Here is a 26,011-nt window from a genome sequence, read left to right on the forward strand (position 1 = left end):
CATTTCGGTTCGGCGCGGAACATTACTCAAACTGCGCAGGCGCGCAATCACGGGGCACTGTTACTGTTCTGGGTCCAGGCTTCCCAGCGTGAAGAGGGTAATCCGGAACTGGATCGATTCCGAGGGCCCCAGGCTCTGGATTCCCAGATCCTCGCGCTGATAGACAATCTCGAACTGTGTGCATTCGTCGCGATACATGAAGCCGGTCTCCTGGCGGCGCGACAGATCAAGGTCGATGTCGCGGGTTACACGCGCCACCGCACTCCAGCGCTCGGTCATGCGCACTTGCAAGTCGGCCCGCAATTCGCGCTGAGGCCCGCGCGTGGCGGCATCATCGCTCGTGTCGAGATAGCCCAGCATGACGTCAAAACGGTCACCGTCATATCGGGTCTGAATCTGCAGCGTATTGACGTCGTAGTCCTCGGTATCGAGGCGTGTCTGGAATTCAGCCGAGAACTGGGCGATGTCGATCTCACCCGCGACGACATAGTCCGAACTCTCTTCGAACAGGCCGCTGGTCGCGCCGAAAGACGCGTCGCCCTCGATGCGTTCACTCCGGCCGACAAAACCGCGGAAGCGGCCTGTCTCGCCCCAGAAGGCAGTCGCCCGCAAACCATAGTTTGCCCGCGTTCCTTCTTCCCAGATATCGTACCCTGACGCCCGGACCGGCTCGAACAGCATGCTTTCGTCCAGATCGGTCGACAGTGTGTCCTCATTGAGAACACGGTCCCGCTCGGGGTCATCTGTCGCCGCGACAAGCGACAGGACCGGTTCGATCACCCAATCGACCTGTTCGCCGGGGCGGTAGAAGGGCCAGCTGAACTCCGTACCCACCAGGCCCAAGGCGCGCGTGAAGCTGTCGGTATCGTCCTGGCCGGCTGCCACCGGCAGATCGGCGAGATTGTAATAGTCCACACGGCCCAGCGCGAAGGGCTCGACGACCACACCGCCGGGGGCGATCCAGCGCGTGCGCCAATCGGCCGTCGCGCTGGCGCGGGTATAGTCTGAACCCTGCTCGCGGGTCAGGTGCGTCGCATTGCCGTTGAGCGAGATACGGCCCCAGCCGTCCGGCGCATCGACGATCTGTGTCACATCGATCTGCGGTGCCAGATTCGGCAGGGTATCGTCATTAACGCTGGTGATCAGCGACTGATAAGTGGCGGCCAGGAAGGAGCCGTACCGGTGCCGGGTCCGGTTTTCGACGAAGAACTGGCTGACGAGCTGGCGGTTCACGGCTTCGATCGGCTGGCCGAGATCCTTGGCGACTTCAGAGAAGTCATAACGGCGCAAATGAAGGTCATCGGAGGCCCGCTGGACGCCGAAGCCCCACCGCCAGTCGTCATTGATCTCGAAGCGGCCGCCGCCGAACACGTGCCAGCGCCATTCCTCATCGCCGAAGCGTTCGCCATCGCTGTCGATCTCGAATTCACGCGTCAGGCTGGCCTCGAACTCGGTAAAGCCCGACCAGAAGCGCTTGCGGTACTCGGTGTAGAGCAGCGGATTCACATTGGTCATCAGGCGCGGGGCGATGACGATGTCCTGAGACGGCGACAGCGACCAGTAATAGGGCTGCTGATAGACGAAACCGAGGCGTGAGGAGAGGCCGATCTTCGGGAAGAGGAAGCCCGAGCGCCGTTCCGATGACGGGTCAGCATGTGCGAAGACGGGGGCATAGAGCACCGGCACGCCCAGCACTTCCAGCCGCGCATCGCGGTAGTAGATCATCTGCTCTTCGGCATTCTGGTGCACCTGGCGGGCCCGCAGGCGCCAGGTCGGACTGCCTTCGCCACTCTCGCACAGTTCGCACGCGGTGTAGTAGGCGTCGCGCAGCGTCATCGACGCGTTCTCGTCGCGGATAGCCGATGCCGCAGCCACGCGGCCATTGCGTTCCAGCCTGGATGCAAAGCCCAGTGCGATACCCGAGGCCAGGGCCGAATCGAGTTCGACCTCGTCGGCATATTGCGGGAAGGGCCCCTGGCCGATGATCACGACATGCCCGCGGGCGATCACGCGATTGCTTTCGGGGTGGTATTCCAGCTCGTCCGCCATGAGGGTGCGGTCCTGCTGGCGCACCCGCACATTTCCGCGCGCGACATAACCGCCCTCGGCGAGATCATCGATCCGGTCGGCTTCCAGGTAGATGGGCGGGTCCGACGGTTCCGGCGTCTGCGCCAGCGTGTGGGCAGGAGCTGCCATCGCCAGCGCCGTCGTGCTCAAAAAAACTGCCGCGAGGCGGCGAACCTGTGACGCCATGCGCGTCATCCCCTTGATCTGTCCCGAACCCCGGCCGAACGGATCGAACCTGACTAGCCGAAGCCGCCGCCCGCGTCCATGCCGTCAGCCGTCTTCGGTCGACGCAATATAGGTCAGCGCCATGAGCGCGGTGATCGCCGGTGCCGCCCAGGCGGCTGTCAGCGGCGGCAGGGCACCCGTCGCTCCGAAGGAGCTGAGGACTTCCTGGAAGAAAAACATCACGAAACCGGCCAGACCGCCGACGAGTGCAAAAGCGGCCGCGCCGCCCAGCCGGTGCAGGCGCAGGGTTGCAGCCGCCGCGATCAGCGTTGCCGCCAGCAGCGTCAGGGGCAAGGCGAGCAGGCCATGCCAGCGCAGCTCGTAGCGCGCGGTCGCCAGACCGGCATCGCGGGCCGTGGCAATCAGGCCCGGCAGGTCCCAGAAGGACACGCCCTGCGGCGAGCGGGCCCGCTCGAACAGCGCCTGGCGGTTGATCTGTGTCGGCAGGGTGATCATGCCGAGTTCCAGTGCGCTTTCGTTGGGAATACGCTCGATCGCGTCAGTAACCTCCCAGAAGCCGTCCATCAGCTGAGCTGTGGCGCCGTCGATGCGGCGTTCCAGGCTGGGCACGCCCTCATCGCTCAGCGAGAAGTGATAGAAGGTTGGTCGCCGGACTTCCTGACGGTTCTCTTCCAGCGCCATGGCGGAGATCACCGTGAAGCCGTCGGCCGTGGTTTCGCGCAGCCAGACCGGTTCTTCAACGCCCGGCGTCTGGCGCACATTCATCAGCGCGTCCCGGCGGCGCTGGAATTCCGCATTGCCGGCGGCGGCCAGCGGGTTGAGCGCCGTTGCACCGATCAGCCCTGCGAAGACCGCAAACACCATCGGTGCTGTCAGGATCCGCCAGGCCGACATGCCCGAGGCGCGCATCACGATCAGTTCGGAGCGGCGGTTCAGGCGGAAGAGCGAGGTCAGGATGCCGAACAGGAAGATGAAGGGCAGGGTGGTTTCCAGCAGCAGCGGCGTCTTCAGCAGGGTCAGGCCGAGAAGGTCGAGCGTCGACACATCGACCCGCGTGCCGATGGCGCGCGACTGTTCGACAAAGTCGACCAGCACGATCACCGTGGTGATGGTCAGCAGCGCCAGGCCCAGCCCGCTCAGCGTCTGGGTCAGCATGTAGCGATTGAGACGGCCGCCGGTCATGCCACCACCTCCGGTCCGGCCAGCGCGGCGGCTTCGGCCGGCGGATGCTTGGGCCGGCGGCGGGCGGGCCAGTAGATCACGGCCATGGCCCCGGCAATGCCCGCCAGCGGAATGATGTACTGCATGGCATTCATCGCGCTGTCGTCGGCGCTGGCCGACTGCACGCCGAAGCCGACCAGGCGCATCGTCATGCCGGCGGCCACCGTGATCATCACGCGGCGCGAATGGCCCATGCGCGAATGGTCGCCCGCCAGGAAGGCGGCGGCGGCGATCAGCGCGAAGGCGATATTGTAGAGCGGTGCCGACAGGCGGTAATGCGCCTCCGCCCAGGCACGTTCGGGACCGCCGGTGCGCGCGATCGTGCCGGCATCGGGCCAGATCAGCTCGTGCAGGAAGCGGTCGCTTTCCTTGAAGAACATGGCATCGACCGGACCGATGAACTCGCCCAGATCGAATTCGGTGCGGTCGAAGGAGCCGTAGAACAGCTCGCCGGCTTCGTCGATCTGCTGGCGATTGCCGTCGATCAGCACCATCACCGAGCGGTCGTCAGTACGCACCACGACGCCCTCGCGCGCGGTCAGCGTCGACTGCTCCTCGCCGCGTGTGTCGTCGATCAGGATGTCCTGCATGCGGCCGGACCGGTCGCGGTCGCGGGCATAGATGGTCACACCATCGCCCAGCTGGGTGAAGGCGCCGGGCGTGATCAGGCTGGCGGCGACATCCGAACGCAGCTCGTGCAGCGAGCGGCGCATCTCGCGATAGGAAATCGGCTGGACGAAGAGGTTGATGGCGAGGTTGGCGATCATCACATAGACCGCCAGGCGCAGGACGGGCGTGACCATGCCGAACCGGCCGAGGCCCGAGGCCTGCGTCACCACCAGCTCGCTGTCGCCGGACAGCCGGTTCAACGTCGACAGCACGGCGACGAACAGCGCGAGCGGGACCAGAAGGGCGGTCAGATGCGGCAGGGCCAGCAGTGTGATCTTGATGAAGGTCAGTGCAGTCTCCGAATAGCCGGAGACCAGATCGACATTCGACAGCGACTGCGTCAGCAGCGCCAGTGCAGCGAAGGCCCCGACCGCGGTCAGGAAGGGCCAGAGCAATTGCTTGAAGAAATACCGCTGAACGAGAATCATGATCCGGCTTGTGCTGCGCGATCCGCCTTCTATCTCACGTCGTGATCGGATACCACTTCCGCGACATATGTTTTTGCGCCCGGCTGACATGTTCGGGCCTTCGCTACACCGGAGAGGGAAGCCATGAAAATCGAATTCGCCGCTGCCGCCAGCACGTCCGGAGCGATCGCCGTGCCGGTCTATGAGGGCGCGAGCCTGTCGGCTGCAGCCGAGACGCTGGACGGGGCGACCTCGGGCGCCGTGAAGCGCGCCGTGGCGGCTTCGCGTTTCTCCGGCAAGCCGGGCCAGACGCTCGAAATCGTGGCGCCGTCGGGTGTCGAGAACAGCCGTATCGTGCTGTTCGGCCTGGGCGAGAAGGACAAGCGCTCGGCCTCGACGCTGGAAAAGGCCGGTGCCGCCGTTGCCAAACTGCTGCTGAGCAGCGGCGAAACGAACGTCGCCGTCGCCCTCAATGGCGAGACCGATGCGGAAGGCGCGGCCCGCGCAGCACTCGGTGCCCGTCTGGCGGCCTATCGCTACGACCAGTTCCGCACCAAGCTGAAGGATGACCAGAAGCCCTCGCTGGAAACCGTCTCCATCATCGTCGACGACACGTCTGCGGCTGACAAGGAATGGGCGAGCTGGGGCGCTGTGGCCGACGGGGTCGACCTGGCGCGCGACGTCACCAATCTGCCGCCGAACGTGCTGAACCCGGAAACCTACGCCAAGAAGATCGAGGGCCTGGCCGAATTCGGTCTCGAGATCGAGATCCTCGACGAGGTCCACATGAGCGAGCTGGGCATGGGCGCGCTTCTGGGTGTCGGCCAGGGTTCGGAATTCGAGAGCAAGATCGCCATCATGAAGTGGAATGGCGGCAAGGACGGCGATGCGCCGCTGCTCTTCGTCGGCAAGGGCCTGACCTTCGACAGTGGCGGTATCTCGCTGAAGCCGGGTGCCGGCATGGACGAGATGCGCGGCGATATGGGCGGTTCGGCCGCCGTGGTCGGCCTGATGCGCGCCCTGGCCGGCCGCAAGGCCAACGTCAATGCCATCGGCATTGTCGGCCTGGTGGAGAACATGCCCGACGGCAATGCCCAGCGCCCGGGCGATATCGTCACCTCCATGTCCGGCCAGACGATCGAGATCCTCAATACCGACGCGGAAGGCCGTCTCGTACTGGCCGATGTGCTGTGGTATTCCCAGGACCGGTTCAAGCCGAAGCTGATCATCGACCTGGCGACGCTGACCGGTGCCATGCTGATCGCGCTGGGCAATACCCGCGCCGGCATTTTCACCAATTCCGACGAGATCGCCGATCACCTGTCCCGTGCGGGCAATGACAGCGACGAGCCGGTGTGGCGGATGCCGCTGGGCCCGGACTATGAAAAGCATATCGAGACCAAGAATGCCGACATCAAGAATGTCGGCGAAGGCCGCCTAGCCGGCTCGATCTCGGCGGCGGAATTCCTGAAATGCTTCGTCAATGAGCGCCCGTGGTGCCATATCGACATTGCCGGCACGGCGATGGGCGGCATGAGCCCGAAGGACGATCCGCGCCAGCCGAGCTGGGGCACCGGCTGGGGCGTGCGCATCCTCGACCGCTTCGTACGCGACAATCACGAGGGCTAGGCCCGGCGGCATGTGGCCATCCTCGCCCTTGATGGGCGAGGGGGACCGCTGCGCAGCAGCGGTGGAGTGGGTGGGGGCGAGGTGTCCCCCGGTCAGGCACCGGGCTTCACCCCTTCCGCCCGGCTTCGCCGGTCCTTCGTTGCGTCGGACATGCCCCCGGCATGTCCTTTGGCGCCTCAGTCCCCATCAAGGGGAAGGATGACGGGGAGCATGCGATGAGCGGCGAACTCTGGTTCTACCATCTGGAACGTTCCGCCCTGGAAGACGTTCTTCCTGAACTGCTGGAAAAGACCCTGGCGCGGGGCTGGCGGGCGCTGGTGCGTTCGCCGGACGCGCGGCGTCTGGAAGCTCTGGACCAGTGGCTGTGGAGCTGGCGCGATGACAGTTTCACGCCGCATGGCCAGGCGGGGGCGGGGCAGGAGGCGCGACAGCCCATCCTGCTGGCCGAGGACGAAGCCAATCCCAATGGCGCCCAGTGCCTTTTCCTGCTCGACGGAGCCGAACCGGAAAATCCGGACGGTTTCGAACGCATGATTGTCATGTTCGACGGGCATGACGAGGCCTCGGTCCAGGACGCCCGCGCGCTCTGGAAGAAGGCGGCCGCCGGCGGACGCACCGTGTCCTACTGGCGCCAGTCGCCCGAGGGCAGATGGGAGAAAAAGGCATGAAACATATCGTCCTCACCGCGCTCGCCGCTCTGGCCGTTACCGCCTGTTCCAGCGGGGGCAACGGGATGGCGCCGTCCGGCCCGGCCCTGCCGCCGCCGGATATGGATGTGGATGGCGATATCGCCGCGCCGGGCACCAGCCCCTGCGGCGCGGCCCAAATGGGCTATCTCGTCGGCCAGCAGGTCGAGGAAGTCGATCTGGCGAGCCTTTCGGGCAATATCCGGCTGATCTATCCTGATAGCGCTGTGACCGAAGACTACCGCCCGTCGCGCCTCAACCTTGACCTCGCCGAATCGGGCGTCATTCTACGGCCCTGGTGTGGCTGACCCGGTCGAGTAGCGTGCGATGAAAACCCGTCTTTCCCTGCTGATTGCCTGTTTTGTGGCGGGCTGTGCCCTGACAACGCGCGGCGGTGAAACACCGGCTCCCGCACCCTATCCCCAGATCGCCGAGACTCCGTCAGCCGACACAGGCAATGCCGCGCCGGCCCTGCCGCCGCTGGAAGATGCCGGCGATGTCGACGCCAATCCCGTGCGCCCGCCGATCACCGGCGATTGCGGCATGGAAAACCTGCAGCACTTTGTCGGCGAACCGCGGGTCAATGTGCCGCGCAATGCCATGCCGGAAAACTACCGCGTCGTCGGCCCGAACACGCCGGTGACGATGGACTACCGCCCCGACCGGCTGACCATCCGCGTCAATGAAAGCGACATCGTGGAAAGCATGGCCTGCGGCTGATCCCGGTCGGAACCGGCCAGGCACGCTCTCAGGTCCTCGCCCTTGATGGGCGAGGGGGACCGCTGCATCAGCAGCGGTGGAGTGGGTGACTTTGGGAGACAGGAAACGCATCGCGTTTCACCCCTTCCGTCAGGCTGCGCCGGCCCTTCGTTGCGTCGGACATGCCCCCGGCATGTCCTTTGGCGCCTCAGTCCCCATCAAGGGGAAGGTCCTTGCCGCACTCGCGCTTCGGCTCTTACGGGTGAAACAGGTGGTGCACCCGTGTGGCCTGCCAGTTGGCGATGGGCAGGGTGAGGGCGGCGAGTTCGTGGGCGATGTCGCGGGCGGTTTCCAGCGCATCGTCGCGCGTGATCTCGACATCGTCGAATTCCGGCGGCTCATGGCTGTCCGGATCGGCCGGGGCCAGCGCATCGACATGCATCACTTCGGGCGCATGGGTGGGCACTTCCTGACGGAAATCGCCGCCGCGCGGATGCGTGCGCGCGCGCATCTTGCGCACCCGGGCCAGCGAGATCGGGGCCGCAACCGGCGGATCGATCTTCATGCCGCACCTCCCGCCCGGCACACGTCACCCCGTCCGCTCACGCAGACCGGTTCACCGTTCACAGGGCTCGACAGGCAGTCGACAGGCATGGTTTCAGGCACCTCGGCTGATTTCGGGTAATATTGTATAAATCGACTCTTAAGGATCGATTAACCGGATAGGCGTCTGGCGCAACAAGGGGTTAGCGCGAACGCTACTCCGCCTGCGCGGTCTCCAGCGCTTCGGCGGCTTCCAGCCAGTTGAGTTCGGCGGTGTCGAGGAGGTCGACGGCCTTGGCCCGCTTGATCTGGAGTTCGGTGGCGGTCTTGGGGTCTTTTTCGTAGAGGCCGGGGGCGGCGAGGCCCTTGTCGATGATCTCGATGACGCCGCGCAGGCGTTCGGCTTCCTTTTCCCAGCGGGCGGCTTCGGCCTTCAACGGTTTCAGCGTCTCGCGCAGCGAGGCCTTGTCGCGGCGGCGCTGCGACTTCTCGTCGGCGGGCGCAGGCTTCTTGCCCCGGGCGTCGCGGGCGACGCGGCCCAGCAGGGACTGGCGATAGGTCTCGATATCGTCGTCATAGGGCGTAACCGTGCCGTCGCCGACCACCCAGAGCCGGTCGACACAGCTTTCGATGATGTGGCGGTCGTGGGTGATCAGCACCACCGCGCCCTCATAGGCATTGATGGCGTTGATCAGCTCGGCGCGGCTGTCCATGTCGAGGTGGTTGGTCGGCTCGTCGAGGATGAGAAGGTGCGGGCCGCCGAACGTGATCAGGTTGAACAGGAGGCGCGCCTTCTCGCCGCCGGAGAGATTCTTCGCCGGCGTTTCCTGGCGGTCGCCGGGCAGGCCGAACCGGGCCAGGCGCGCGCGGCGCTGGGCCTCGGTGGCGTCCTCCATCAGTTCGATCACGTGCTGATAGGCCGACATGTCCGGCGACAGATCGTCGATCTGGTGCTGGGCGAAGAAGGCGATCTCCAGCTTCTTGTGCTTGCGCAGATGGCCCGAGAGCGGGGCCAGCCGGTCATTGAGCAGTTTGGCCAGGGTCGACTTGCCTGCGCCATTGCGGCCGAGAATGCCGATCCGGTCCTCGGTGTCGATATTCAGGCTGATATCCCGCAGCACCGGCTTGCCCGGCTCATAGCCCACAGACACGTCCAGCATGCGCACGATGGGCGGCGCCATGCGGCGCTGCGGATTGGGGAAGTCGAAGGGGGCGACCGGGTCTTCCACCTGGGTGGCGACAACCTGCATCTTTTCCAGCCGCTTCACCCGCGACTGGGCCTGTTTCGCCTTCGAGGCCTTGGCCTTGAACCGGTCGACAAAGCTTTGCAGGTGGCGGCGCTCGGCCTCCTGCTTTTCCACCAGCTTCATCTGCAGGCGCTGTTTCTCCGCCAGCGCCTTTTCGAAATCGTCATAGCCGCCTTCATAGACGGACAGCTTGCCCTGTTTCAGGTGGGCGATCTTCTGCATGGCGCCGTTCAACAGGTCGCGGTCGTGCGAGATCACCAGGGCGGCGCCGGGGAAGGTTTTCAGATAGGTCTGCAGCCACATCACGCCTTCCAGGTCGAGATAATTGGTCGGCTCGTCGAGCAGGAGGAGGTCGGGCCGGGCGAACAGGGTCGCCGCCAGCGCGACGCGCATGCGCCAGCCGCCGGAGAATTCGCGGCAGGGGCGCTGCTGTTCCTCGCCGGTAAAGCCCAGACCCGACAGGATGGAGCCGGCGCGGGCCTCCGCCGTGTGCGACTCGATATCGGCCAGCCGTGTCTGGATCTCGGCGATCCGGTCGGGATCCGTCGCCGTCTCCGCTTCGGCGAGCAGGGCGGCGCGCTCGGTATCGGCGGCCAGCACCACGTCCATCAGCGTTTCCTCGCCGCCGGGCGCTTCCTGGGCGACCGAACCGACGCGCACGCCTTTTTGCACACGCACATCGCCGCTCTCCGCGACGGCTTCGCCGCGGATCAGCCGGAACAGGGTCGACTTGCCCGTGCCGTTCCGCCCGACCAGGCCCATCTTGGCCTTGGCCGGCAGGAAGAGCGTTGCCTGGTCGAACAGCATCCGGCCTTCGATGCGGTAGGTGAGGTCATTGATGTGCAACATGGTGCAAGGCCGTTAGCGCGGAGCGGCGAGCCGATCAATCCGGAAAGGCTGATGGGTGGGGTCTCCCACTCCGTTGTCATCCGGCCCGGTGCCGGGCATCCGTCCGGGATGACAATGTGTATGGGTCACGGATACGACACCCTTATCCAATCAGCCCGATTGTCCGGGGATCGGCGCTTTCCCCCTCTCCCCGACCCTCTCCCCTGGGAGAGGGAGGTCAGATAGTACGTGACATCAAGCAAACCCCTTCTCCCCGGGGAGAAGGTGCCCCGAAGGGGTGGATGAGGGGGAGGCGCGGAAGGGCGACTGGCAAGGGACATGGCAGGCGGCTTGTGATGCTGCGCCGGCGCCGCTATAAGCCGCGCGAATTCTCCCGGCCGGGCCGTCCGGTCAGCCGCTGTCTTCCCAGCCCCTTTGTTCGAGGTAAATCCCATGGCGCTGCAACGCACCTTCTCCATCATCAAGCCCGACGCGACCAAGCGTAACCTGACCGGCAAGATCATCGCCAAGTTCGAAGATGCCGGCCTGCGCATCGTCGCATCCAAGCGCATCCACATGACCCGCGAGCAGGCCGAAGGCTTCTACGCGGTGCACAAGGAGCGTCCCTTCTTCGGTGAACTGGTCGACTTCATGATCTCCGAACCGGTCGTCGTGCAGGTGCTGGAAGGCGAAGACGCCATTGCCAAGAACCGCGAAGTGATGGGCGCCACCAATCCGGCCGACGCCGCCGAAGGCACCATCCGCAAGGAATTCGCCCTGTCGATCGGCGAAAACTCCGTGCACGGTTCCGACGCGCCGGAAACCGCTGCCGAAGAGATCAAGTTCTTCTTCTCCGACGACGAGATCGTCGGCTAAGCCGGACTTTCCGGACCGGATTGCAGACAGGGCCCGGCGTGATCGCCGGGCCCTTTCTTTTTGTCCGCCGCTTTTTGTCCCTGCGGCATTGATACGGACAGCCGCGCCTCCTAACTGCGCTGCACGTTGCGCGCGGGGAAACAGCATGGACATGGCCCTCTATCTCAGCCTGGTCGGCTTTGTCGTCGCCATGTCGGCCACGCCGGGCCCCAATAATCTCATGCTGATGTCCTCCTCGGCACTGTTCGGCGTGCGCCGCACCGTGCCGCATTTCCTGGGCGTGCAGATCGGTTTCAACCTGTTGCTGGTCGCGGCCGTATTCGGCTTGGGCACACTCGTGGCCCGCTATCCGGTGGCACTGGATGTGGTGAAGGTCGGTGGATCGCTGTGGCTGGCCTGGATGGCCCTGGCCTTCGTGCGGGCCGGGCTGGCGCGTCCGGCCGAGCCGGGCGAGGCCAAGGCGCCCAGGCGCCGTTCGCGGCCCTTCCGCACCTGGGAGGCGGCACTCTTCCAGTGGGTCAATCCGAAGGCGCTTCTGATGACGATCTCGACGGCTGGCGCCTATATCGCCCTGGCCGAAACGGCCGGCGAGCGGGCCATGCTGTTCATGGCGACCTTCCTGCTCTTCGGTGCGCCGTGCGGACTGATGTGGGTGCTGGCGGGCGGCGTGATCAATCGCTTCCTGACCGATCGCCGCCACGCCCGCATCCTCAACTTCGCGATCGCGCTTCTCCTGCTCGCCACGATCGCCATCATCCTGAAAGGCTAGCTGTCGATCACGGTGCGGACATGCGCGACCAGCTGGTCGAGAACCACATCCTCCGGTCCGCGCAGGACAGGGAAGTCGAGGGCGATGTCCGGTGTCACCGGATGTGACTCCAATGTACCGTTTATGCGTACGATATGGGCCTTGGGATAGTTCACTATGATGCCGGTATGAGGCAGGATGAACTGCTCCATCGCGCCATAGGTGGTGGCCATGTCCGCCGTTGTTTCGCCGGTCACGACGCCGAAGCCATAGTCCTGGATCTGGGCCGCCATGGTCACCGCATTGGAGAAGCTGTAGCGGTTGATCAGCACATAGACCGGCCCCTCGAACCGGTCTCCCTCGGGCCGCGGTTCCGCGTAGGGCAGATCGATCTCGACGGTCTCGCCCGGAGCATGGGCCGCAAACAATTCGGCATAGGTCGCCGACATGCCGCCTTCACCCTCGGGCAGCGTGTCCAGACGGGCCTGGTTCGCTGCGCTCGTCTCCTCGCTGACCCGCACGGTGAAACGCGAGGCAAAGCGGAAGGGCTGGTCCGCGATCCAGGCCAGGACCGGGTCGGAGAAGGAATTGTCGCCACCGGGATTGTCGCGCAGGTCGAGAATCAGCGCCTCTGCACCGGATGCCCGGAAGTCATTGAAACTGTTGTCGACAAATGCGGCGAAGGCCGACGGATCCCAGACATTCCCGTCCGGTTCGGTATTGTAGAAAGGCCCCGGGCGCAGGTAGGCGATATCGCCGCCGATCATGCGCGCCTCGCGGCCATCGAGACTGAAAGGCTGTTCGCCCTCTTCAGCTGGCGCCAGTGCATCACCGCTCAGGAAGGGCAGGGTGAGCGTCTCTACCGATCCGTCGGCATGACGCACCTGGAGCGTCGCCGCGGTCATCTCCGGCCATTCCAGCCAGACCAGGCCGCGCAGATAGGCTTCCAGCAGCGTATGGGCAAAGCGCGGCGTCTCGGCCGACAGGTGCCGTGTGAGGGCCGGGATCCAGACCGTGTTCGGCTGGCCGTTGAAAGCGAGGATCTCGTCGCCCGGGGCAAGACCGTCGACGACTGCTGCCCGCGTCTCCACGAAAACACGGCCTTCGCGCACCGAGATTGTCAGCGGCAGGACGCGGCCGCCCGCTGCGCGGAAGGCGCCATAGGCTTCCATCGGGAAGTCGATACGCGCATGGGCATGGCGGGCCAGCGCGGTGAATTCCTGGAACTCCCGGCGGATGTCGAGGCGGGTCATCGGCCGGTCGAAACCGGCTCGCATTTCCGCATGCCGCTGGTCAAACACGGCCTGCGGCGTGATGGCAAACAGGTCGACATGCGCAGCGCGCAGGCCAGCATAAAGCCGGTCAAAATCGGCGCGGATGGTGTCGGCCTCATGTACCGTGTCCGGCGTCGGGGGCTGTGCGGCGATCGGTGCCGCGAGGGCTGTCATCAGTGTGGCAAAAAGGGTCAGGCTCTTGAGCATCCCGGTCTCCCGTGTCTTCTTTCAGGTGGGGCTGCCCGGACACTGGGGGGGCCGCCTGACAAAAGGCCATGACCCAATCTTCCTGATGGTCTGACCTTTTTCTGACCGGGGCAAGGGGACTGTAAAATCAATGAAATACGGCAGGGCATTCAAGCTCGCAGACTGGCGCGTCGAACCGCGGGCCGGCCGGATTACCGGTCCCGGCGGCAGCCAGGATGTCGAGCCGAAAGTGATGGACCTGCTGTGTCTGCTCGCCGAAGCCGAAGGCGACGTGGTCTCGCGCGAGACCATCGCCGGACGCATCTGGCCCGGTGTTACCGTCAATGACGACGCGCTCGGCCGCTGTGTCTGGAAACTGCGGCGGGCGCTGGGCGATCCGGCGCGTGCGCCGCGCTATGTCGCGACTGTACCCAAGCGCGGTTATCGCCTTCTGGTCCCCGCCGAGCCGGAAACCCTCCCGGCACCTGTGCGGGCGGTTCCCGCCTGGGTGCGTGGCATTGTCGGAGCGCTGGTGCTGCTGGCGGCCTTTCCGGTCTTCTGGCTGGTGCGCGAGCGCATCGCTCCGCCCGGCGCCCCAGAGGACCGTGCGGAAAGCCTCTCCGACCGTGCCGACGATTTCTATTACCAGTTCCAGCCCGGCGATAATGACGCGGCCATGCGGCTCTACGAGGCCGCGCTCGCGCTTGAGCCCGACAGCCCGCGTGCACTTGCGGGGCTGGCCAATACGATCACCCAGCGCGTCATTCGCGCCCGGCCGGACGATTGGCCCGGCGAGGCGGGTCAGTCGCGGATCGGTGCGGCGCTGGCGTCCGGTCAGACACGCGAAACCGCGGCTGCCCGTCAGTTGGAACGGGCCGAAGCTCTGGCGCGGCAGGCCATCGCAGCGGACGCCGAATACCCGCTGGGCTACCGGGCGCTAGGCCTGGCCCTGTCGGCGCAGGGCGGTCTCGACGGCGCGATCGAGGCGCATAATCGCGCCCTGACCCTCGATCCGGATGCCTGGGAGGCCTGGGTCAACCTGTCGGACCTGCACGATCTGAAGGGCGAGGCCGATCTGGCGCTGACCTATCTGGAGCGGGCCTATGAGGCGATGAGCCGGGTCTATGACGAACAGACCGTGCTGATCCGGCCCTGGTACAGTCCGACCGGGCTGAGCATCGCGCGCGGCCATGCCCTGCGCGAGGACGCTGTGACTGCCGAGCTCTGGTATCGCCGCGTGCTCTACTGGGACCCCTATAACCGCGCGGCCACCACCGAACTCGCCACGCTCCTGCGCGAAACCGGCGACCCGGCCGCAGCCGACGCGCTGTGCGCGGAAGGCGCCGCCCGGACGGGGGATCCGGAACTTTGTGCGGGCTCTGAAAACTAGCCGTCCGGCGCCGGTTTCTGACGCATGGCCTTGGTCTGCGAGCGGCGGGCCTTGGCTTCTTTCTGCTTGCGGATCGACGAGAGCGACGGGCGGGCCTTCTTGCGCGGCTTGGGCGGGCTGAGGGCACGTTCGATCAGGACGCGCAGGCGCTCGCGGGCCTCGGCCCGGTTGCGATCCTGCGATCGCTGGTTCTCGGCCCGGATCACGAGAACACCCTCGCGGGTCATGCGTGAGCCGGCCAGCCGGACCAGCCGCTGCTTCACACCCGGTTCCAGGCTCGACCGGGCGACGTCGAAGCGCAGCTGGACGGCGCTCTCGGTCTTGTTGACGTGCTGGCCGCCCGGGCCGGAAGCGCGCAGGAAACGCTCCTCGATCTCGCTTTCGTCGATGCTCAGCGAGCCGGTGATGCGCATCGCTGGCTCCGTCCGTCAGTCGTGCGGGTTCATCAGCAATTCGGCGCCGAATTCGCGGGCCTGCAGCCGGACGCGTTCGCCGGCAACCCGCGCCTTGCCGGAGCAGGCCAGGGCGACGCATTGCGGATAGAGCTTGTGCTCGGCTTCCAGCACGCGCGCGGACAGCGTGTCAGGCGTGTCGCCGGGCAGGACGGGTACGGCGGCCTGGCCGATGATCGGGCCGTCATCCATTTCCGGGCGCACATAATGCACCGTGCAGCCATGGATGCGCACGCCTGCTTCCAGCGCGCGCTCATGGGTGTGCAACCCCTTGAAGGCCGGCAGGAGCGAGGGGTGGATATTGATCAGCAGATCGCGCCAGCGCTCGGTGAACCAGGGCGTCAGGATGCGCATGAAACCGGCCAGGCAGACGATGCGCGGGCCATACATTTTCAGTGTCGAATCGAGCGCTTCCTCGAAAGCCTCGCGGCCATCATAGTCGCGATGGTCGACGACTTCGGTCGCGATGCCGGCGGCTTGAGCAACGGCCAGGCCTGCCGCGTCGGGCCGGTTCGAGGCGACCAGCACGATCTCGGCCGGGAAATCCTCGTCCTTAGCCGCCTCCAGCAGCGCCTGCATGTTCGAGCCGCGCCCGGAAATGAGCACGGCGATCTTGGTCTTCGCCATCGGAATTATCCTGGGTCAGGCTGTCTCGACTTGCCCGACAATCATGGCGCGCTCACCGGTCAAGGCAAGCGCCTCGAGGGCCGCATCCGCAGTCTCCGGTGCGACGCTTAGCAGCATGCCGACGCCACAATTGAAGGTGCGGTGCATTTCGTGGACTTCGATCCCGCCGGTCTCGGTGAGCCACTGGAACATCGGCGGCAGGGTCCAGGCGGAATAATCGATCCGGGCTTCCAGACCGTCCGGCATCATGCGCGGCGGGTTCTCGACCAGACCGCCGCCGGTGATGTGGGCGAGCCCCTTCACCAGGCCGGACTTGATCAGCGGCAGGCAGGACTTCACATAAAGCCGCGTCGGCGTCAGGAAGGCTTCGCCCAGCGTCTTGCCCGGCTCGAACGGGGCGGGGTCGGACCAGTCCAGCCCGGCGACTTCCATTACCTTGCGCACCAGCGAAAAGCCGTTGGAGTGCACGCCGGAGGAGGCGAGGCCGATCAGCACATCGCCGGCCTTCATCGCGTCATGATCGGGCAGGAGGCGGCCACGTTCGGCCGCGCCGACCACGAAGCCGGCCAGATCGAAATCATCCTCGGCATACATGCCGGGCATTTCCGCCGTCTCACCACCGATCAGGGCGCAGCCGGACTGTTTGCAGCCTTCGGCAATACCCTTGACGATGGCTTCGCCGCGCGCCGGGTCGAGCTTGGAGGTCGCCAGATAGTCCAGGAAGAAGAGCGGTTCGGCGCCCTGGGCCAGCACGTCATTGACGCACATCGCCACGAGGTCGATGCCGACCGTGTCGAGAATGCCCGTCGCGATCGCCAGTTTCAGCTTGGTGCCGACACCGTCCGTGCCGGAAATCAGGATCGGGTCGTGATAGCCGGCCGCCTTGAGGTCGAAGGCGCCGCCGAAACCGCCAAGATCAGCCGCAGCACCGGCCCGGCGTGTTGCGGCAGCAAGCGGTTTGATGCGGTCGACCAGAGCATCGCCGGCATCGATGTCGACCCCGCTGTCTGCATAGGTGAGCCCGTTCTTGCGTCCGCTATCGTCGGTTCCGGCCATGCCGATTCCCCAGCCTTCTGTGAAAGTGCGGCGGAGTACAGTCGAAACCCGCTCCAGACGCAAGCCACGGGCTTCACGCAGGACTGCGTCCGGTTATAGTGGCGCGACATCCGAACCTGACAGGAGCCTGCCGTGCGATTCCTTCTCGCTGCCTTGTGTCTGAGCCTTGTTCCGCTGGCAGCGGTGCAGGCGGACGACCCCTATACGGTCACCGGCGTGGAGATCGATGCAACCGCCGACAACGCGCTGCAGGCCCAGACGCGCGCAATGCAGCAGGGCCAGCGCGTCGCTGCGCGCCGGCTGATCGAACGGCTTACATTGGCCGAAGACCGGGTCGGAACGCCGCTGGAAAGCGGCGCGTTTGCCCTGGACGATGCCATTATCGCGGAAATGATCTCCGGCTTGCAGATTCGCGACGAGCAGCGCAGCGGCACCCGCTACCTCGCCAAGCTGGATGTCGGCTTCCATCGCCGTTCTGTCAGCCGTGTGCTGGAGAACTACGGCATTCCCTTCGTCGACAGTCCCGCCCGGGCCACGCTCGTCCTGCCGGTGCTGGATGCCGGTGGCGACCTGGTGCTGTGGCGTGACACCCCCTGGCGCGAGGCGTGGCAGAGCCGGCGCTTCCGTCATGCACTGACGCCGATGGCTGTGCCCGCGGCCGACCCGGCCATGGCGCCGATCACGGCGCGCCAGGCGCTGCAGCTGGATGAAGTCGCGCTTTCGGCGCTGGCCATGCAGTACGGCGTGACGCGGATCGCCATTCTGCGCGCGGCGCAGCAACCGTCCGGGGCGGTGCGGGCTGGCGGTTATATGGTGGAATTTGCTCAGGATGGCACGATGGCTGTCGATACCTGGGGGCCGATGAGTTTCTACGGCGGCTGGGCCGAGGCGGCGGACTTCTTCGTGGTCGAGCGTGAGGATGCCTGGAAGCGCCAGAGCATTGTGCGCGACATGGAAGAAACCGAGATGCGGGTCACGGTGCTCTACAGCGGTATCGACGAATGGCGCCGCCTGCAGACCGCGCTGGCACGTGCCTCCCTGGTGCGCAATGCCCAGCTCGACGCCCTGTCGCGCGACGGTGCCCGCATGACGGTGCAGTATCGCGGCGCGCTGGACCAGCTGGTCACGGAACTTGCCGAACGCGGCGCCGCACTGGAAGAACACCCGGAACTGGGCTGGGTGGTGCTGGCCACCCGGTGACCCCTTGAACCGGCGGGCCGACATGACACCTCAACTGGCACTCGATCTGCCGGCGCGCGAGGATTTCAGCGCATCGAGCCTGATCCTCGGCCCGTCCAATGCCGAGGCGCTTGCCGCGCTTGGCCGCTGGCCGGACTGGCCGCGCAATGTGATGGCGCTGGTCGGGCCGGAAGGGGCGGGCAAGTCGCACCTGGCGACGGTCTGGGCGCTGCGCTGCGACGCCGAAATCGTTGAAGCGCCAGACCTGACCGGGCGACTGGCCGCGATCGCGCCGGGGCGCCGCGTTCTGGTGGAAGACATCGACCGTGCGCTCGAAGATGACGCGCTCTTCCATACGCTCAATCGCGCTGCTGAGGGCGATATTGCGGCCTTGTTGCTGACGGCCCGCAAACCGCCGGTTCTGTGGCCGGCGCAATTACCTGATCTGGTGTCGCGGCTGCGGGCGCTGCCGCACGCGGATCTGCACGAGGCCGACGACGAATTGCTCACACGGCTGATCGAGAAACAGCTGCAGGACCGGGGCGCCCCGACCCGGCCGGGCGTGATAGACTATCTCCTTCCGCGGATGGAGCGTTCGGCTACGGCAGTGCGCCGCATCGTGGAGCGGATGGACAAGCTGGCGCTCGTGAAGAAAACGCCAATAACACGTGCTATTGCGCGGGAAGTACTGGAAACCTGGCAGGACAGTGGAGAGACGGAATGAACCTCCCGGCCCGGGATATCGCCGACATTGACGCGCTGATGAAATCGCCTGCGCGCTATCTGAACCGGGAATTGTCCTGGGTACGCTTCAATCTGCGCGTTCTTGAAGAGGCGGAGAATCCGAACCATCCGGTGTTCGAACGCCTGCGCTTCCTGTCGATCTCGGCCAGCAATCTGGACGAGTTCTACATGGTCCGTGTTGCGGGCCTGCGCGCGCAGATGCATTCCGGCGTTACTGCGACCAGTATCGACGGGCTGACGCCGGCCGAGCAGCTGGAACAGATTCACGCTCTGGCCGGCGAGCTGATGCTCAAGCAGCAGAATCTCTGGCGCAAGCTGAAGACGGAGATGGGCAAGGCCGGGGTGAAGGTTCTCGAGCCGCACCAGATATCAAAGACCGACGAGGCCTGGCTGCGCGGCGAGTTCCTCAAGCACACCCTGCCGGTGATTACGCCGCTCGCGATCGACCCGGCGCATCCTTTCCCCTTCATTCCCAATCTGGGTTTCGCGCTGGCGCTGCAATTGCGCAAGCGGGAAGCCGGCAAGCTGATGAATGCGCTGATCCCGCTGCCCAGCGGGGTGAAACGCTTTGTGGAACTGCCGACGCGCGCGCGCCGTGATGGCGGCCGGCCGGACCGGCGCTTCATGTCGCTGGAAGCGGTGCTCACACTCTTCGTCGACACTCTTTTCCCGGGCCATGAAGTGGTCGGCAAGGGCGTGTTCCGGGTGATCCGCGACAGCGATATCGAGGTCGAGGAAGAGTCCGAAGACCTGATGCTGGAATTCGAGAACCTGCTGAAACAGCGCCGTCGCGGTGCCGTGGTTCGCCTGACCATGGAATCCGGCATGCCGCCGTCGCTGCGCGATTTGATCGTCCAGCACATGCATGCCGGGCCACAGGATATCGTGCCGGTAAACGGCCTGCTGGGCCTGGCCCAGATCGGCCAGCTGATCCCGGACGACCGGCCGGATCACATGTTCAAACCTTATGAGCCGCGCTATCCGGAGCGGATCCGCGACCATGGCGGCAATTGCTTCTCGGCGATCCGCGAGAAGGACATCATCGTCCACCACCCCTATGAGAGCTTCGATGTGGTGGTCGAATTCCTGCGCCAGGCCGCCGCCGATCCGGATGTCATCGCTATCAAGCAGACACTCTATCGCACCTCCAAGGACAGCCCGATCGTGGCCGCCCTGATCGAGGCGGCGGAGAGCGGCAAGAACGTCACAGCGCTGGTGGAACTGAAGGCGCGCTTCGACGAGGAAGCCAACCTGAAATGGGCCCGCGACCTGGAACGCGCCGGTGTGCAGGTCGTCTACGGCTTTATCGAGTACAAGACCCACGCCAAGATCTCGCTGGTGGTGCGGCGTGAGGGTTCGGACCTGCGCACCTATGCCCATTTCGGCACCGGCAACTACCACCCGATCACGGCGCGCATCTATACCGATCTATCGCTGTTTACTGCCGACCCGGCTTTCGGACGCGATGCGGGGCGGGTGTTCAATTATGTCACCGGCTACGCGCGTCCGGAGAATCTGGAACGCCTGTCGGTCTCGCCGATCGGCATGAAGGAATTCATCCTCGAGCATATCGAGCGCGAGATCGACAATGCCCGCGCCGGCAAGCCGGCGGCCGTCTGGGCCAAGCTCAACTCGCTGGTGCACCCGGAGATCATCGACACGCTCTATCGTGCCAGCCAGGCGGGTGTGCGTGTGGAACTGGTGGTGCGGGGCATCTGCTGCCTGCGTCCGGGCATCAAGGGCCTGTCGGAAAACATCCGTGTCAAATCCATCGTCGGCCGCTTCCTCGAACATTCGCGCATTGTGTGCTTTGCCAATGGCGCCGCGATGCCGTCGCCAGCGGCCAAGCTCTTCATCTCCTCGGCCGACTGGATGCCGCGCAATCTGGACCGCCGGGTCGAGCATCTCTGCCCGATCCAGAACCCTACGGTACACCGTCAGGTTCTGGACCAGATCATGGTCGCCAATCTCAACGATACCGATCAGAGCTGGTACATGGATTCAGAGGGCGACTATCACCGCGTGGATACGGCCAATGTCGACAAGCCTTTCAGCGCGCACGCCTATTTCATGACCAATCCCAGCCTGTCCGGCCGCGGCCACGCGCTCAAGAACGATCAGCCGCCGACCCTGACCGGCAGCACCGGCAGCAGCGGCAGCTGATCGCCTTGGACGAGCCCGCCCAGCCGATCGAGCCGCGGATCGCGGAAACCGCCATTCATCGGGACATCGCGGTGATTGATGTCGGTTCCAACTCGGTGCGCCTGGTGCATTTCCGGGTCGAGGGGCGGGCGCTCTGGCCGATCTTCAATGAAAAGGTCATGGCCGGTCTTGGCCGCGGTGTCCGTGAGACCGGACGGCTGCACCCCGAAGGCCGGGACATCGCCCTGCGCGCGCTCAAGCGCTTCCAGCGCCTGCTCGATGCCAAAGGTGTGGTGGAGCGCCATGTCGTGGCCACCGCTGCCGTTCGCAATGCCACCGATGGTCCCGCCTTTGTCGCGGAAGCGGCGGAGTCGACGGGCCTGGATATCCGGATCCTGTCCGGCGAGGACGAGGCACGACTGTCTGCGATGGGAGTGCTGACCGGCATTCCCGATGCGCGCGGTGTGGTGGGCGATCTGGGCGGTTCCAGCCTGGAACTGACGCCGGTTGCCGGCGGCGCCACGAGAGCAGGCAAGACAGTCGAGCTCGGCCCGCAGGCCGTGCTGTCCGGTGATCTGTTCGACAGCACGTTGGCCCAGGCCGTGATTGACGAGCGTCTGGCGGAGGGCGGTGTCCTGACGGGGCAGGGCGGCACCTTCTATGCCGTTGGCGGCGCCTGGCGTGCCATGGCACAGCTGGCCTTTGCTCGGTTCGATCATCCGCTGCATGTCGTGCACCAGTTCGAACTTTCGGCAGCCGAAGCGCTGGAACTGGCGCGGCTGGCGACCCGGTTGAGCGCCGCGTCACTGACCGGTGTGCCCGGGCTTTCCTCCCGCCGCGTGACCACGCTGCCCTATGCCGCGCTTCTCATGCGGCGGGTGATCCGTCACGGCGGGTTCGAAAGCGTCGTGTTTTCAGCCTACGGCGTGCGGGAAGGTGTGCTGGCCGAGGGACTGCCATCGAACCTGTTGGCGACGGATCCATTGATCGCGGGAGCCGAGACCATGGCTCGTCCGTCATCTCCCTCGCCGGACTTCGCGCGGGCGCTGGCTGCCTGGATCGCACCGGCGATGCGCGAGGTTGAGACGGCGTTCGACCCGGCGCGTGATCGCGTGCTGCAGGAGGCCGGTGCACGGCTGACCGATCTGGGCGCTCGCTTCCACCCGGATCACCGGGCCGAACTGGCCCGCGACACTGTTCTGTATGCGCCCTTTGCCGGTGTCACCCATGCCGAACGGGCCTTCCTGGCGGCGGCCTTGCACTATCGCTATGCCGGCAAGCGGAGCGAGCTGGAGCCGCATGCCGAGTTCGGGCTGTTGAGCGAGGTGCAGCACAATGTCGCCCAGATGATGGGCTGCGCGCTGCGTCTGGGCGCCAAACTGTCCGGCCGGGCCCCGCGCCTCCTGGATCGTTTCACACTAACGGTAACACCGGCCGAGGTTCGCCTGGCGGTCGATGAGAGCGTGCGGGACCTCTATATCGAACGGTCTGTGTCCCTGCTGGATAATCTGGCCCGTGCGATCGGCCGGGAAGGGCGGGCAGAGTACGTCTGAAAACGCATCGGGCCGGTTATAATTTATCCTCGCCGATGGCTCCAAAACCTGACCGCTTATTACGGCGTGTAAGGATTTGTCCGGCACTGTTGTCTCGGGATAAACCGGCACGACGGACATATGTTCAAGCGTTTAGGGGAATACCTTTTTGCACCTGTAGCGGTGCCTCAGGACGTTGCCGGATGGATGCGTGCGCGGCAGCTGGACGCGTTTCAGCGGTTCAGCCCGGTAGCGGCCGGGGCCAACATCGCCAACGCGGTGCTGGTTGCGGGAGTGATGATACAGACCAGCCATATGTGGTCCGGCCTGTTCTGGGCGCTTGCCATTACAGCGCCCAACCTCTTCCTCCTCTTTGGCTGGATGCGTCATCGTCAGCGTCCACCGCGCAGTGCGGCGCCGGAACGGTCAATCCATCGCAATTTGCGTGACAGTTCGATCCTCGCGCTGATCTGGGCCGCGTTCCCGATCCTTTTCTATAACTCCATGTCAGGCTCGTTCCAGGCGGCTGTCGTGGCCGTGACGGTCGGCATGCTGTGCGGCGGCGCTTTCATGCTGTCCAGTCTGCCGCGCGCGGCAGTGGCGTGGATCGGCATTATAACCGCGGGCTCGCTTGTCGCCGTGTTCCAGAACCCCGACCCGGTCGAGCTCTATGTCGCGGCACTCCTGCTCGTCTATTCTGGCGTCCTGGTGCAATCGGTACGCTGGTCCTATTCCGAGTTCGTCCGCCGCCTGCTGGGCGAGCGTCTTGCACAACAACAGACCGAGCTGATCGGTCTTCTGCTGCACGACTTCGAGGAAGCCGCGTCCGACTGGTTGTGGCGCACCGATACTTCGGGCCAGATTCGTTCCGGCCTGCCGCGCTTCGACCCCGACAGTATCCACTCGGATAATCAGCCAGCGCCTGCGCTGCTGTCACTGTTCGAGCGGGATGTGGCCGCCAGCGATTTGGCGCATCTGATGGCCAGCGAGGAGTCTTTCTCCGATCGAGAGCTGCGGCTGAGGGGTGACGGCGCCGTGCGCTGGGTCAGCCTGACCGGCAAACCGCGCTACGAGGATGGGCGTTTTGCCGGCTATCAGGGCGTTGCGTCGGATATCACTGCGGCGCGCGAGAGCGCTGAACAGATCGAGTATCTGGCGTCGCACGATACCCTGACCGGCCTGGCCAACCGGGCGACGCTGTCCGCACTGCTTGATCAGCGCATACAATCGCCGGACAGCCGGACGAGCTTGCTTTTGCTGGATCTGGACCGTTTCAAGGTCATCAATGACACGATGGGACATGGAGTTGGCGACCGCGTGCTGGTGACGATTGCCAGCCGTTTGCGCCATGTTGTGGGGCAGGCCGGCACTGTGTGCCGGATGGGGGGGGACGAGTTCGCCATCGTCCTCACCGACCCGGGTCGCGAAGCCCAGTATATCGGGCGTCAGATCGTCGATGCGATCGAATTGCCGATCACGATCGATGATGCCGTGCTGGATTGTTCGACCTGTATCGGTATCCGCCAGCTCGGTGCCGGTGACACCTGCGTTCAGGCTGTGCTCAGCCAGGCCGACCTTGCGCTGTATCGCGCAAAGGCGAACGGACAGGGTAATGTGGTCGAGTTCGATCACACTATGGATATCGAGGCTCAGGCGCTGATGCAGATGGAGCGCGACTTGAGGGCCGCGATCGACAACGACCAGATCCATCTCTTGTACCAGCCTCTCATCGATATCGACCGGAACCGGACTACCGGCTGCGAGGCGCTGCTGCGCTGGACGCATCCTGAACACGGCAATGTGCCGCCTGACCGGTTCATCGAGCTGGCCGAGCGGAGCGGGCTGATCGTGCCGATGGGCGAATGGGTAATCCGTTCTGTTGTCGCGGCGGCGGCGCAGATCGATCACGATATCTGCCTGGCCGTCAACGTGTCGCCTGTGCAATTGCGCAATCCGAACCTGCCGGCCGTTTTCATCGAGGCGTTGACCCGCTACGGGGTGGACCCGGGCCGCATCGAGGTGGAGATCACCGAGTCTGTTCTGCTGGCGGATACCGATGCCAATCTGAACATCCTGCAGAAGCTGCGCGATATCGGCCTGAAGATCAGCCTGGATGATTTCGGCACCGGCTATTCCTCCTTCAGCTATTTGCGCAAGTTCGCCTTCGACAAGCTGAAGATTGACCGGTCCTTCGTTGAGCCTCTGGACCGCGAGCCGCAATCCATCTCTATCGTCGGGTCGATCAACGCGCTTGCCCGGGCACTGCAGATGACGACGGTCGCCGAGGGCGTGGAGACCGAACGCCAGTTCGAGGCTGTGCGCATCATCGGTTGTGACCAGGCCCAGGGCTTCCTGTTTGCGCGCCCTCTGACGCTGGACGCGCTGGTCGCGCATGTCGAGACCGAGCGCCGTGAGGGTGCTGTGCGAATGAGCCGCGCCGGCTAGGCCTTTACCTCGGTAACGCAGACCTTGCCGTCCTTCAGCGTCAGCGACAGTTCGCCCCGCTTGAGGCGGCGGGCCGGTTCGCCGAACACTTCGCGCCGCCAGCCGGTCATGGCCGCGACATCCTCGTCATCGCCGCTGGCGATCTTTTCGAGATCCGGGACGGTGGCGATAAGGCGCGGTGCGACACCGGCATCCTCGGCGACGAATTTCAGCAGCACCTTGAGCAGTTCCACGGTCGGGCCTGTGCCTTGGGGCGGCGGGGCTGACTTTTCGTATTTCGGTGCGTAGGATTCTGGTGCGGCCAGGGCGGCGGACATCTTCTCGAACAGGCGGCGAGCCGGCGAGGAGCGTTCGAAGCCTTTCGGCACGGCGCGCAGTCCGGTCAGCTGTTCCGGCGCGGTCGGGGCGACACCGGCGATCTCGTAGATCGCATCATCCTTCATCACGCGCTGGCGCGGCATGTCGCGAGTCTGGGCCTCGGTCTCGCGCCAGGCGGCAGCGGCACGCAGGGCCGCCAGCCATTTGGGAGAATTCTTGCGCAGCTTCATCCGGCGCCAGCTCTCCTCGGGATCGAGGCGATAGGTCTCCGGATTGGTGAGGATTTTCATTTCCTCGGCCAGCCATTCGGCGCGGCCCTTCTTTTCCAGCCGCTCCTGCATGATCGGATAGAGATCGCGCAGATGGGTCACATCCGCGATGGCGTATTCAAGCTGCGCGTTGCTCAGAGGACGGCGCGACCAGTCGGTGAAGCGCGGACCCTTGTCGATCGGGCGTTTCAGTAGCGCTTTGACCAGCGCGTCATAGGCAATCGAGTCGCCCAGGCCCAGCGCCATGGCGGCGACCTGGCTGTCGAACATCGGATGCGGGATCAGGCTGTCGCCACCGCGATGGAAGAAGATCTCCAGGTCCTGACGCGCCGCGTGGAACACTTTGATGATCCGCTCGTCGGCCATCAATTCCCAGAACGGTTCCAGGTCGAGCCCGTCGGCGAGCGGGTCGATGATGACTTCCGTCGGGCCGCCAGCCGCCTGGATCAGGCAGAGCTGCGGCCAGTACACCGTTTCGCGCATGAACTCGGTGTCGACGGCCATGTAGGGATTCTGGAGGAGATCGTCGCAGGCCTTTTCCAGGCCCTTTGTCGTCGTGATTATATTCATGGAAACGCCGTTTAGCGTGAT

The 26,011-nt window shown here is 65.1% G+C and carries 22 protein-coding genes; 12 read left to right on the forward strand and 10 right to left on the reverse strand.

Annotated elements, in window-relative coordinates; all coding sequences use genetic code 11:
* Nucleotides 1-60 precede the first annotated feature (60 nt).
* From ACXAJV_RS09875 to ACXAJV_RS09885, 3 genes are all read right to left on the reverse strand, one after another.
* Nucleotides 61-2,253 carry an LPS-assembly protein LptD gene (locus ACXAJV_RS09875; RefSeq protein ID WP_475084790.1) on the reverse strand — a complete coding sequence of 731 codons (2,193 nt, stop codon included), beginning with the start codon at nucleotides 2,251-2,253 and terminating at the stop codon, nucleotides 61-63.
* Between the two features lie 84 nt (nucleotides 2,254-2,337).
* A complete protein-coding gene (locus ACXAJV_RS09880; RefSeq protein WP_475084792.1) occupies nucleotides 2,338-3,435 on the reverse strand; it encodes an LptF/LptG family permease in 1,098 nt (365 codons plus the stop codon).
* The gene (locus tag ACXAJV_RS09885) at nucleotides 3,432-4,571 is read right to left on the reverse strand and encodes an LptF/LptG family permease (protein WP_475084794.1); all 1,140 of its coding nucleotides are present in this window, start codon (nucleotides 4,569-4,571) and stop codon (nucleotides 3,432-3,434) included. The genes ACXAJV_RS09880 and ACXAJV_RS09885 overlap by 4 nt, the downstream gene beginning before the upstream one ends.
* Nucleotides 4,572-4,694: 123 nt before the next feature.
* Here ACXAJV_RS09885 and ACXAJV_RS09890 point away from each other — a divergent pair, with 123 nt between their 5' ends.
* The 4 genes from ACXAJV_RS09890 to ACXAJV_RS09905 all read left to right on the forward strand — a co-directional run bounded on the left by ACXAJV_RS09890 (nucleotide 4,695) and on the right by ACXAJV_RS09905 (nucleotide 7,585).
* A complete protein-coding gene (locus tag ACXAJV_RS09890) occupies nucleotides 4,695-6,179 on the forward strand; it encodes a leucyl aminopeptidase (RefSeq protein WP_475084797.1) in 1,485 nt (494 codons plus the stop codon).
* A gap of 215 nt (nucleotides 6,180-6,394) precedes the next feature.
* Nucleotides 6,395-6,847, forward strand: coding sequence for a DNA polymerase III subunit chi (locus ACXAJV_RS09895; RefSeq protein WP_475084799.1), 453 nt, complete (start codon nucleotides 6,395-6,397; stop codon nucleotides 6,845-6,847).
* Nucleotides 6,844-7,173, forward strand: a complete 330-nt coding sequence (locus ACXAJV_RS09900) for an I78 family peptidase inhibitor (RefSeq protein ID WP_475084801.1) — start codon at nucleotides 6,844-6,846, stop codon at nucleotides 7,171-7,173. Before ACXAJV_RS09895 ends, ACXAJV_RS09900 begins: the two co-directional genes overlap by 4 nt.
* A gap of 19 nt (nucleotides 7,174-7,192) precedes the next feature.
* Complete coding sequence (locus ACXAJV_RS09905) at nucleotides 7,193-7,585, forward strand: I78 family peptidase inhibitor (protein WP_475084803.1); 393 nt, start codon at nucleotides 7,193-7,195, stop codon at nucleotides 7,583-7,585.
* Nucleotides 7,586-7,820: 235 nt separating this feature from the next.
* On the opposite strand, the gene ACXAJV_RS09910 is transcribed toward ACXAJV_RS09905, so the two are convergent.
* Nucleotides 7,821-8,129: a hypothetical protein gene (locus tag ACXAJV_RS09910; protein WP_475084804.1), complete on the reverse strand. Its 309-nt coding sequence runs from the start codon at nucleotides 8,127-8,129 to the stop codon at nucleotides 7,821-7,823.
* A gap of 193 nt (nucleotides 8,130-8,322) precedes the next feature.
* A complete protein-coding gene (locus ACXAJV_RS09915; RefSeq protein WP_475084806.1) occupies nucleotides 8,323-10,203 on the reverse strand; it encodes an ABC-F family ATP-binding cassette domain-containing protein in 1,881 nt (626 codons plus the stop codon).
* A gap of 432 nt (nucleotides 10,204-10,635) precedes the next feature.
* On the opposite strand from ACXAJV_RS09915, the gene ndk reads away from it, so the two are divergent.
* Both ndk and ACXAJV_RS09925 read left to right on the forward strand, forming a co-directional pair.
* Entirely contained in the window at nucleotides 10,636-11,058 is a 423-nt protein-coding gene (gene ndk, locus ACXAJV_RS09920; protein ID WP_475084808.1) for a nucleoside-diphosphate kinase, read from the forward strand.
* Nucleotides 11,059-11,203: 145 nt separating this feature from the next.
* Nucleotides 11,204-11,827 (forward strand): LysE family translocator, encoded by a 624-nt coding sequence (locus tag ACXAJV_RS09925; protein WP_475084810.1) that lies wholly within the window; start codon nucleotides 11,204-11,206, stop codon nucleotides 11,825-11,827.
* Here the strand turns inward: ACXAJV_RS09925 and ACXAJV_RS09930 are convergent.
* Nucleotides 11,824-13,287, reverse strand: coding sequence for a S41 family peptidase (locus ACXAJV_RS09930; RefSeq protein ID WP_475084812.1), 1,464 nt, complete (start codon nucleotides 13,285-13,287; stop codon nucleotides 11,824-11,826). The genes ACXAJV_RS09925 and ACXAJV_RS09930 overlap by 4 nt on opposite strands.
* A gap of 130 nt (nucleotides 13,288-13,417) precedes the next feature.
* Here ACXAJV_RS09930 and ACXAJV_RS09935 point away from each other — a divergent pair, with 130 nt between their 5' ends.
* Nucleotides 13,418-14,656, forward strand: a complete 1,239-nt coding sequence (locus ACXAJV_RS09935; protein WP_475084815.1) for a winged helix-turn-helix domain-containing protein — start codon at nucleotides 13,418-13,420, stop codon at nucleotides 14,654-14,656.
* Here ACXAJV_RS09935 and arfB read toward each other — a convergent pair.
* The 3 genes from arfB to purM are packed head-to-tail and all read right to left on the reverse strand — an operon-like array spanning nucleotide 14,653 to nucleotide 16,791.
* Nucleotides 14,653-15,069 (reverse strand): alternative ribosome rescue aminoacyl-tRNA hydrolase ArfB, encoded by a 417-nt coding sequence (gene arfB, locus ACXAJV_RS09940; protein WP_475084817.1) that lies wholly within the window; start codon nucleotides 15,067-15,069, stop codon nucleotides 14,653-14,655. The two genes, ACXAJV_RS09935 and arfB, sit on opposite strands and share 4 nt — an antisense overlap.
* A 15-nt stretch (nucleotides 15,070-15,084) precedes the next feature.
* The gene (gene purN / locus ACXAJV_RS09945; protein WP_475084818.1) at nucleotides 15,085-15,735 is read right to left on the reverse strand and encodes a phosphoribosylglycinamide formyltransferase; all 651 of its coding nucleotides are present in this window, start codon (nucleotides 15,733-15,735) and stop codon (nucleotides 15,085-15,087) included.
* A 15-nt stretch (nucleotides 15,736-15,750) separates the two neighbouring features.
* A complete protein-coding gene (gene purM, locus ACXAJV_RS09950) occupies nucleotides 15,751-16,791 on the reverse strand; it encodes a phosphoribosylformylglycinamidine cyclo-ligase (protein WP_475084821.1) in 1,041 nt (346 codons plus the stop codon).
* Nucleotides 16,792-16,923: 132 nt separating this feature from the next.
* Between purM and ACXAJV_RS09955 the strand changes: the two genes are divergently transcribed.
* The 5 genes from ACXAJV_RS09955 (at nucleotide 16,924) to ACXAJV_RS09975 (ending at nucleotide 24,833) form a co-directional block, all read left to right on the forward strand.
* Nucleotides 16,924-17,991, forward strand: a complete 1,068-nt coding sequence (locus ACXAJV_RS09955; RefSeq protein ID WP_475084824.1) for a DUF2066 domain-containing protein — start codon at nucleotides 16,924-16,926, stop codon at nucleotides 17,989-17,991.
* 22 nt (nucleotides 17,992-18,013) lie between these two features.
* The gene (locus ACXAJV_RS09960) at nucleotides 18,014-18,694 is read left to right on the forward strand and encodes a P-loop NTPase family protein (protein ID WP_475084827.1); all 681 of its coding nucleotides are present in this window, start codon (nucleotides 18,014-18,016) and stop codon (nucleotides 18,692-18,694) included.
* Nucleotides 18,691-20,877 (forward strand): RNA degradosome polyphosphate kinase, encoded by a 2,187-nt coding sequence (locus tag ACXAJV_RS09965; RefSeq protein ID WP_475084829.1) that lies wholly within the window; start codon nucleotides 18,691-18,693, stop codon nucleotides 20,875-20,877. The genes ACXAJV_RS09960 and ACXAJV_RS09965 overlap by 4 nt, the downstream gene beginning before the upstream one ends.
* Nucleotides 20,878-20,882: 5 nt before the next feature.
* Nucleotides 20,883-22,409 (forward strand): Ppx/GppA phosphatase family protein, encoded by a 1,527-nt coding sequence (locus tag ACXAJV_RS09970; protein ID WP_475084832.1) that lies wholly within the window; start codon nucleotides 20,883-20,885, stop codon nucleotides 22,407-22,409.
* 186 nt (nucleotides 22,410-22,595) lie between these two features.
* Nucleotides 22,596-24,833 carry a putative bifunctional diguanylate cyclase/phosphodiesterase gene (locus tag ACXAJV_RS09975; protein WP_475084835.1) on the forward strand — a complete coding sequence of 746 codons (2,238 nt, stop codon included), beginning with the start codon at nucleotides 22,596-22,598 and terminating at the stop codon, nucleotides 24,831-24,833.
* On the opposite strand, the gene rnd is transcribed toward ACXAJV_RS09975, so the two are convergent.
* Nucleotides 24,830-25,990 carry a ribonuclease D gene (rnd, locus tag ACXAJV_RS09980; protein ID WP_475084838.1) on the reverse strand — a complete coding sequence of 387 codons (1,161 nt, stop codon included), beginning with the start codon at nucleotides 25,988-25,990 and terminating at the stop codon, nucleotides 24,830-24,832. The genes ACXAJV_RS09975 and rnd overlap by 4 nt on opposite strands.
* Nucleotides 25,991-26,011 lie beyond the last annotated feature (21 nt).

It is taken from the genome of Maricaulis sp. ABE4_448 (genome assembly GCF_056160825.1).